Source organism: Microbulbifer variabilis (assembly GCF_020524905.1).
Lineage (GTDB): Bacteria > Pseudomonadota > Gammaproteobacteria > Pseudomonadales > Cellvibrionaceae > Microbulbifer > Microbulbifer variabilis_A.
The window spans coordinates 1-8,412 of sequence record NZ_JAIVKI010000038.1 but is presented as its reverse complement, the minus strand read 5'-3'; the positions used below and the strand labels follow the sequence as shown (position 1 = coordinate 8,412).

13 protein-coding genes are annotated in these 8,412 nt (G+C 44.0%); all 13 read left to right on the top strand.

Annotated elements, in window-relative coordinates; genetic code table 11:
* Positions 1-185 precede the first annotated feature (185 nt).
* The 13 genes from LC073_RS21145 to LC073_RS22050 all read left to right on the top strand — a co-directional run bounded on the left by LC073_RS21145 (position 186) and on the right by LC073_RS22050 (position 8,297).
* On the top strand, positions 186-617 hold the full coding sequence (locus tag LC073_RS21145) for a hypothetical protein (protein ID WP_226649575.1): 432 nt from the start codon (positions 186-188) through the stop codon (positions 615-617).
* A 24-nt stretch (positions 618-641) separates the two neighbouring features.
* Positions 642-929 carry a hypothetical protein gene (locus LC073_RS21140; RefSeq protein WP_226649573.1) on the top strand — a complete coding sequence of 96 codons (288 nt, stop codon included), beginning with the start codon at positions 642-644 and terminating at the stop codon, positions 927-929.
* A gap of 348 nt (positions 930-1,277) precedes the next feature.
* Positions 1,278-1,502 (top strand): hypothetical protein, encoded by a 225-nt coding sequence (locus tag LC073_RS21135; protein ID WP_226649571.1) that lies wholly within the window; start codon positions 1,278-1,280, stop codon positions 1,500-1,502.
* 569 nt (positions 1,503-2,071) lie between these two features.
* The gene (locus LC073_RS21130; RefSeq protein ID WP_226649569.1) at positions 2,072-2,683 is read left to right on the top strand and encodes a LysE family translocator; all 612 of its coding nucleotides are present in this window, start codon (positions 2,072-2,074) and stop codon (positions 2,681-2,683) included.
* 95 nt (positions 2,684-2,778) lie between these two features.
* Positions 2,779-3,117, top strand: coding sequence for a hypothetical protein (locus LC073_RS21125; protein ID WP_226649567.1), 339 nt, complete (start codon positions 2,779-2,781; stop codon positions 3,115-3,117).
* On the top strand, positions 3,117-3,545 hold the full coding sequence (locus LC073_RS21120; RefSeq protein ID WP_226649565.1) for a hypothetical protein: 429 nt from the start codon (positions 3,117-3,119) through the stop codon (positions 3,543-3,545). The genes LC073_RS21125 and LC073_RS21120 overlap by 1 nt, the downstream gene beginning before the upstream one ends.
* 183 nt (positions 3,546-3,728) lie before the next feature.
* Positions 3,729-5,285, top strand: coding sequence for a transposase (locus tag LC073_RS21115; protein WP_226649564.1), 1,557 nt, complete (start codon positions 3,729-3,731; stop codon positions 5,283-5,285).
* Between the two features lie 165 nt (positions 5,286-5,450).
* Positions 5,451-5,684: a hypothetical protein gene (locus LC073_RS21110; RefSeq protein ID WP_226649562.1), complete on the top strand. Its 234-nt coding sequence runs from the start codon at positions 5,451-5,453 to the stop codon at positions 5,682-5,684.
* A 207-nt stretch (positions 5,685-5,891) separates the two neighbouring features.
* Positions 5,892-6,500 carry a helix-turn-helix transcriptional regulator gene (locus LC073_RS21105; RefSeq protein ID WP_226649560.1) on the top strand — a complete coding sequence of 203 codons (609 nt, stop codon included), beginning with the start codon at positions 5,892-5,894 and terminating at the stop codon, positions 6,498-6,500.
* Positions 6,501-6,549: 49 nt separating this feature from the next.
* Positions 6,550-6,849: a hypothetical protein gene (locus LC073_RS21100; protein ID WP_226649558.1), complete on the top strand. Its 300-nt coding sequence runs from the start codon at positions 6,550-6,552 to the stop codon at positions 6,847-6,849.
* 78 nt (positions 6,850-6,927) lie between these two features.
* Positions 6,928-7,512, top strand: a complete 585-nt coding sequence (locus tag LC073_RS21095; protein WP_226649555.1) for a hypothetical protein — start codon at positions 6,928-6,930, stop codon at positions 7,510-7,512.
* 30 nt (positions 7,513-7,542) lie between these two features.
* On the top strand, positions 7,543-7,791 hold the full coding sequence (locus LC073_RS21090; protein ID WP_226649553.1) for a hypothetical protein: 249 nt from the start codon (positions 7,543-7,545) through the stop codon (positions 7,789-7,791).
* A gap of 74 nt (positions 7,792-7,865) precedes the next feature.
* The gene (locus tag LC073_RS22050) at positions 7,866-8,297 is read left to right on the top strand and encodes a DUF6228 family protein (RefSeq protein WP_413231466.1); all 432 of its coding nucleotides are present in this window, start codon (positions 7,866-7,868) and stop codon (positions 8,295-8,297) included.
* Positions 8,298-8,412 lie beyond the last annotated feature (115 nt).

Below are 8,412 nucleotides of genomic sequence, written 5' to 3'. Positions count from 1 at the left end.
CGTGTTCATAACCGCGATCTTGCCAAACCATTTAAATGGACAAAGAGCGCCGACACGATACTGGCTTCAGTGCAGCGAGCCAAAAATGTGTCACCTAATTAACCGCATGGTCCACTAGCGGCGCCGGACAGCCTACGCTGCGCTCCGGCTGCCGGTTATAGCAGCGTTAGGGCTATGAACCTGAAATGAAAGTTTTAGTGACCCTTATAATTGTTTTTATCGCTCAGGGTGCACTTGCATGTCGGGAGCTAAATTGGACCTCAGAACAGTGGGCTGAAAATGCCAAAGAAGTTTATATTGGCAGAGTGTCTAGTATATCGATCCCTGAGCTGGAAAATCGAGTGTTAAGCAAAGAGCAAGAAGGTTATTTAGTCCGTGGAGCGGAAAGAGTAATCCGGATAAAGGTATATGAGACCCTGAAAGGCAGCCAAGAAAATCTTGTTCAGGTGGAATTAGGTTGGTGTCGTGGCGGTAAGGCAGATCTCGGAGAAATGGTGGTTCTTTATAGTCTCAGTAAGGAGTGGCACGTAAAACAAGCTAGTAGTGCTATTGCCAAAACTAGAGCAGTCCTAACAAATAAAGGCACCGGACGTGGTAAAGCTACGCCGGTGCTTTAAGCGTTAAGCACATAGGGAAATATCGTGCCACAGTCAAAAAAAATATTTATTTCGGTAATTGCTGCATGCTTTATGATTGGATGCATTAATCACGCAGCAGATATCGTAAATGGTGGGCCTTTTCCATATACCTTTGCGCCATTCGGTTTCAATGCGTTCTGGACTGCATTGTCTGTAATTGATCTCATTGTGGTAGTTTTGCTTATAACTAAATTGAGCGCTGGCCTAGTTCTCGCCGCCATAGTTATGGTGCTAGATGTTACCTTGAATTCATATGCAATTTACGGTGTAGGAGTGAAGCTTGCGTTTTAGCCTGTACAACTTCAAACACTATTTTGTGGCTTTGTTCTTGGAGCGTTACCGGCATTGTGGGGCATAGTTCCTCGTCGTAATATTATGGAGGCCAGTGAGATAAATGCTTAACAAGGCCAGGCTGTACGCTTCGGCGCTCCGCGGGACGGCCTACGCTATGCGCTGCGCGCATAAGCAGCGCAGGCCGCCCCAGCTGGCAACGTTACATTTCAAAATAGATTGAGCATGGAACGAGCAGAGATAATAGATCCAGGGTTTTCAACCGCAGATGCTGACTTCCCTGAATTCAATATGGATGAGGGAGACTTAATCCTTAAATTTAAGGATTGGCAGGAAATTCAGTGAGAGGTGTTCTTTTCAGATACCGTTGCATTTAAATGGCAAATGATCGAAACGTTCGTCGAAGGCGAAGAATACGATAGAAGCCATATAATTACTGAGTCAAAATGGCTGGAAGATCATATAAAGCAAGGTGAAATCGGGGCTCAAGAAGAGTACAAGCATTACAAATTTAATTTTAATGGTAATGGGCAGCTTGAGGTAATCAGCAATGGTTTCACGGTCAAAATGTAACAAGTCAAAGCACGTGGACTTGGTAAAGCTGTCACCTTTTTTGTTCCAAAAAAGCCGCCAACTTGACCAAGCCGGTGTTTGAGGCGTTATGGTGCAATGTGAAATTCAGTAGGCTTTTAAAGGAAAGCAGGCTATTTTGGCCAAGTGAGATAGACATCTCCGATGGGGTACTTCAAGCAGAGGGAAGAGCTTCTTTTCCAAACCTATTCGAGATATGGAGCAAGACGGAAGAGTCACAGGCACAAATCAATGAATGGCACGCTCTAATGAGCTGGGCAGTTTTTTGTGGTTTCCATCGCGCCGCCAGCGAACATCTATCGAGAGAAGATCTTTCCCCGGTCAAATTTTTCGAAATTGATCGTAAGTATGTGGCACTTAAAGTGTATGAGTCACTAAAGGCAGTATACCCTAGCTATCCCAAACAAATGAGGTCGCAGTACAAGCATGGTGTTGCACCATAACAAGTCGCTCAAATTCGTTCCGGCCACAAAAAGCGTGGCCTCCACCGGACTCGCTACCGCTCGCCGTTTAGCGAGGCGTTATGTTTCCGAGCTACCAAAGAGGTAAAGATGGAAAGTTATTTATTGTTCTTGCTTATTGCTATAGCAACTGTCTTGAGCCCTGGTCCCGGTGTTATTCTGACACTTACCAATGCTATTCGATATGGTATGTCTGGAGCTATTGGTGGCATTCTGGGAATTGCATTCGGAACATTTATTGTTGCGGGAGTTTCTGCGACTAGTCTTGGAATACTATTGGCTACTTCAACAGTGGCTTTCAGTATTATGAAATTTATCGGGGCAGCCTACTTAATATATCTCGGTATCAAGCTATGGAGGTCACCAGCTGCAAAAATAGATCCCAAAGGTGTTTCAATAAAGAGTCGAAAACGGCAGTTTTCTGAAGGTTTAACTCTACAGCTTACAAACCCAAAAGCCGTTTTCTTTTTTATGTCCATATTTCCACAGTTTGTTGACTTTTCATCAAATCATGTAGGCCAGTTCGTACTTTTGGTGGTTACTTACAGTAGCCTTGTAGTCTTAATCCATTTGCTCTATGCGCATTTGGCTAAGTCTGCACGTAGCTGGCTTTCATCAGATAAAGGCGGTCGTATGGTTAATCGGCTGGGTGGCGGTACATTTATGTGTTTTGGTGTTGGTCTTGCGTCAGCTGGCAAGTAGCAACATAACCAGGCCATGCTGACGGACAGCTTACGTAACGCGCTTCGCGCTAAATACGTTTCAGCTGCCGCAGATGGCAACGTTAAACATAAGCTATGAAAGAAGCTCGCACTAAAACAAAGAAAAGAAAAATTGTGAGTTCAGATCAAGGCTATATAAAAGGAAAATTTGAAGCGCTAGAAGATATCGCCTCCGCGCTATGTCCAAACTGGCTGTGGTTCTGCATCTACGTTTTTCTGATTCTTTGGTTGGGCAGCCATCTTTGGCTGGCCATAACGGAGCTCGGAATTCCAAATATTCGTACTACAGATATTGTTTGGTTAAAAATTCATCCAATCTGGTTTGCGGTGGTTTTTGTTCTTAAGTTGGCTTTTTGGTTTCTAAGCTCAGCTTCCGTGATAGTCTTCCTTAGAAATATAGGGCGTGCCAAGTAATGCATAACAATCGCAGGCAGTTTGTTCTGGCCCTGCGGGCCTCCACGGGACGCCCAACGCTATGCACATTTTGTGCGGGTCGCTGCGCTCCCAGTTTCGCACAAAATGTGCATAGCATTGGTCGCCCCTGCTGCGGGCGTTATGGCTATTTAGTGATGGAAGAATTTATTAAGAATGACTTAAAGTCATTACAATCAGCTTTTCCAAATGGGATTACGGATGACGAGTACTTTCCTTTGATAGACGCTCTATACGGTGAGTACTCAAATAGGAACCTAGCCACTTTACTTTCAGAGTTTCTAGGAACGAACTATTTTGACCTAACTAGAGATATTGATAAATCGCAATCATCTGGTAAGTCTGATGAATTAAAAGTTAGCAAGGTTAGGCACCGCTTGAATGAAGCCGGTTTTACCTGGGATGATTGAGTTATCATGAAGCTAATCATCCATAACAAACACAGGCAGCAAGTCCCAGCCCCCTACGGGTTCTGGGAGGGACAGCCTACGCTACGCTTCGGCTGCCCCTGCTGTAGGCGTTCAGGCTGTAGAAAAACTCTTAAAAGGTAGCTTTTTTGTTAAAATGGAGGTCTTGATGTCGAGATTATCCATATGCCCAATTTCAAACGTTACGATTACAACCAAGATGCAATGGTCGTCATCAATTTCGAAGAACAACTACAACCTGAAACCTTTGAATTTACACTTCATCATTTGATTGATGACCATATCGACCTCTCTGTCTTCCATAAAAAATATCAAAATGATAGCGGCGGGCGAACCGCCTATGATCCGGCTATCCTACTGAAAATCATATTGTTTGCTTACTCAAAAGGCCTTACTTCAAGCCGTGAAATTCAATGGCAATGTGAGAACAATATCCTCTTCAAAGCACTGTCATGCGATACCGTTCCACATGTTACTAGTATTGCGAGTTTCGTCAGCAGTTATCCTGATGCGATTGAGTCGGTGTTTGAGCAAGTGTTACTGGTCTGCGATCAACAGGGGCTGCTTGGCAACGAACTATTCGCAATAGATGGATGCAAGATGCCATCCAATGCCAGTAAAGAACATTCGGGGACTTTTAAAGAGCTAGAGCAGAAGCAGGAAAAGATTCGCAAGAAGATCAAACATTGCCTCAAAGAGCACAAGAGGCTTGATGGCAGGAAACCTAAAGAGAAAGAGCGAAAGCAAGCGGTAGCTAAGGCGGCTGATACCCTACAGAAACACTTTGATAAAATTGATCAGTTCTTAAAGAATCACTCCCCCAGGATGGGGCAAGGTAAAAACCCTAAAGAGGTAAAAAGTAATATTACGGACAATGAATCAGCCAAGATGACTACCAGCAAGGGAACCATCCAGGGCTATAACGGTGTTGCCGCAGTTGATAGGAAGCATCAGATCGTTGTTGAAACACAGGCCTTTGGTGAGGGGCAAGAACATCATACACTGAAGCCTATTCTCGATGGCATCAGTTGCCATTATCAGAATATAGGAATAGAAGAAGACATCTTGGTCAAACAGGTCATCATTACTGCTGATACTGGATTCGCCAACGATGCTAACTACAGCTACCTTCGAGAAAAGGGCATTAATGCCTACATACCTGACAATAAATTCCGTTCACGTGATAAAGCTTTTGCTAAGCAAAAAGCTAAGTATGGCAAGCGTAATCAAAAAGGTAGAGCTAATACTGAGCAGACTTTCCCAGCTAGTGAATTTACATTCAACAAGAAAAAGAAAACCTGCATCTGTCCGGCAGGAAAATCCATGCTCTTGTTAAAAGAAGAGCATGTTAGTGAAGGTAAGAAAAAGCTATTGTTCGAAGGGCGCCTCACTGATTGCAGGGAATGCAGCCTTAAAGATCAATGTATGCGAAACCCAGATTCTGCAGACTCTCGAAAAGGACATGGAAGGCAAGTATCCCTTACTTGGACAAACGGACGGAAAGCCACCGACTGGATGAAAAAGCGGGTTGATAGTATCGAGGGCAAGACCATTTATGGGCATCGAATGTCTGTTGTCGAGCCAGTGTTTGGGAACATTGGTACCAACAAGCGATTGAATCGCTTCTCGCTACGAGGAAAAATTAAGGTTCAGGGACAATGGCAGATGTTCTGCTTGGTACATAACATTGAAAAGTTGATGAGATATGGCAGTATCCACTGATTGAGTATAAATTTAGGGTAGCAAGACGCCTAAATTTAATACAATGAAAGAAATTTAGTGGTATAGCTAAATTTAGGCCGAAATTTTAATTGGAGGAGTCTGAGGAGTGACAGCTTTTTCTAAAACTGTTTTTCTACAGCCTCGTTATACAGCCTAGAAACAATAATGCTTAAACCCGTAAAGCCGTTGAATCAGCGCGAGTTAGAAGCTCTTTCTACAAAGAGGCTTCTCGCTTACCTACGTCGGTTACAGCGGTGTGAGGAATCGATAGAGCTTTCTGATTGGCAAGAAGACAAAGTCTCCCCGTTAGGCGGTATCGTTTTTAAATCTTCAGATGAGTGGAAAACGCAGTACAATCTAGTAAAAGCGGTGCTAGCAAAGAGACCAAATATTGGTTAGACCAATTCATCGGCGCAGGCCATATAACCAGGCCAGGCAAGATCGCCCAGCCGGAGGCTGGGCTGGACAGCCTACGCTCCGCTTCGGCTGCCCTTGCTAGCAACGTTATGCCTGTCGCCTAAATTTCGTACTAATGTCGTAAGAATGACGTAACTAGTTAAGGCTGATCCGATGAAAATTTAAGTTCAATTTTCAGAGGACAGAGAAATGGAAGTGCAAGTAGATACAAACAAGATCATCAGCCTGCGAAAGTCGCGAGCTTGGAGTCAGCAGCAGCTGGCTGAAGTAGCATCGGTTAGCTTAAGAACCATACAGCGAATAGAGAAAAGTGGTAACGCGTCCCAAGAGTCGGTTAAATCAATTTCTTCTGCATTTTCAATTGTGCCAGAAGATATTCTTGTAACAGAATCAGAAGAATTTTCTGTCGGAAAACGAGTCAAGAATTATAATGCCGCAATACTGGCACTTGGGGGCGCATCTCTTCTATGCGCCTCATTTTCCACGGCGTCTCCAATTATGCTTAAAGTAGATGCTAGCTCAAATAATGAGCAGCTGACATCTATTCAGCTTCTTAATGAGGAAGGCGTTGAAAGTGAAATGCGTATAGATAACATGCTAAAAATTGAGCTAAACGCTGAGCAAACACCGGAGAACCAAATCCGGCTAAAAACGAAAGTGTACGAATTCAATGAGTCTACCGGGTTTGTACTTGTGGCTAGCCCGGTTTTACTCACAGAGTTTCATGAACCTGCGGGCATTAAGTTTACGGCTTCAAGCGGGGTTCCATTTGAGGTCCAGGTAACCCCCCAGAACTAGGCATAACAATCAGCGGCAGAGCGACAGCCAACGCTGGGCGTTAAATTCCATGAAGAAAATAGCTCTCCTGATTGCTTTAGCCATTTACCTCCTGGGATATGTTGAAATCAGGAATGGTGACATTCTCGTACATGCGACTAGTTACAAATCGGAGGTATCGGAGGTAGAGAGTGGCAAGCAGATATATCAGCATAGCGTGCGCAGAGGAGACTTTGTTGGTTCACTTCAGCCATTTGCTGCTGGGATGGGACAAGTTGCAGTATGGGTATATGCCCTCCTGCGGTACATCGAACTTATTTATTGGCATATTTCAGAGCCGGTTGGCGCGGAGTGGCCTTATGAACGCTGAAAAATTTAACAAGACTGAGCACGCGACAAGCGCGTGTCAGCAGCGTTCTGCGGGCGTTAAGTTCTCATGGAGGTTGTGATGCCCAAAGAGGCATATATATTTTTAGGTGCTTTAGTAACCGCTTTAATCGGTATTTTAGTGGCGCGGTATACTGGTGGCGTTCAACTAAGGATCGCAAAAAACAATTCGGAGAAAGACATTAAGCTTCAATTGGATCGTTTAGCTGATGAAAGGTTAAGAGATGAGGTTTCACTTGAACGAGACAAACTTGAAAAGCTACATAAAATCCTTTCTGTAATCGCCTTTGAAAATTCGCAAACAATGAGTTACATCCAGTCATCAGAAACAGAGCTATCTGACTTTCGTAAGAGGTACATCGAAAATTGCGATCGGCTTCATGATGCTCTAGCTATAACAGATTTATATTATCCAGACATGTCAGAATCAATTAGAGAGATATTCGGGCAGGCAAACTGCTTTTGGGGCTATCAGGAGGGTGTAATTCAAATTGATATCAAAACCAATGAGCAAGGTTGGCAGTCGAACCTATCTAAGGTTCTCGACGCTGGCGGTGCAATTAACGAACGTGTGAAGAGTCTTCAGTATCAAATTGCTGAGCGCGGGAAAGAACTTAACGAGGCATTGCAGCGGACAAGCCGCTGAATGCGGCGTTAAGTGATACAAGGATAGTCAATGAAATCATTCATCATTAATTTTGCCGGCTTAGTTGGATCTTGGTATATGATTGATCTTACTTCCGAAAACTCGCTTAATTCAGTAGTTGCTCCGTTATTATTTACAGCCTTTCTAATTTCCAGTGTGTTGTGGTTTATTGTGAAGTTTGGGATAACTCAGGGCTCTGGCACTGGTGGTTACTTTGGCATTGGTGATTCTGGTAATTTTGGTGGTGGAGATGGAGGGGGTAGTGATGGTGGGTGTTAAATCACTTAACAAGCGCATGTTGTTCGCCGCTATCGCGGCCGGACGGCTTACGCTACGCTCCAGCCGCCGTTGCTATGGGCGTTATAAGTAAAACCATGAATCAGCTTCAGATAGGAAACGAATCAGATTATTGCGTAGTACTCGACAATCCACGACTCAATGATGAGGGCTGGGTAGAGTACTATGATCTGCATCTAAGATCGGAAGTAATGAAAGCATCTGTTAAAGTAGAGAACTTGCCGTATGCAGTCGCAATTTGGGAGTTCTTTAAAGAGCTCGATGACCACTGGTCGGGCTGGGAAGGTGAGAAGTCTTGGCGAGCACTGAAGGATGAATTCAGGCTGGATGTCACAATATCGAAAACAGGCCACGTCAATTTATGCTTTCAACTCAACCTATATAGTTATGAGTGGCGTGCTATCGCAAACATATGTATTGAGTCGGGGCAACTAGGCCAGTTGTCACGTAGTATCCATAAGTTCTTCCGAATCAATGCAAACTTATAACAAGTGACTATGGCCCTTTGTCAAATATTTAAACCATTTTCTCATCCCAGTAGGTGTTGTTTTTTACCATCGTATTGAGGATGGTAAGTTGCTTCCTCATACATGCGATAAGGGC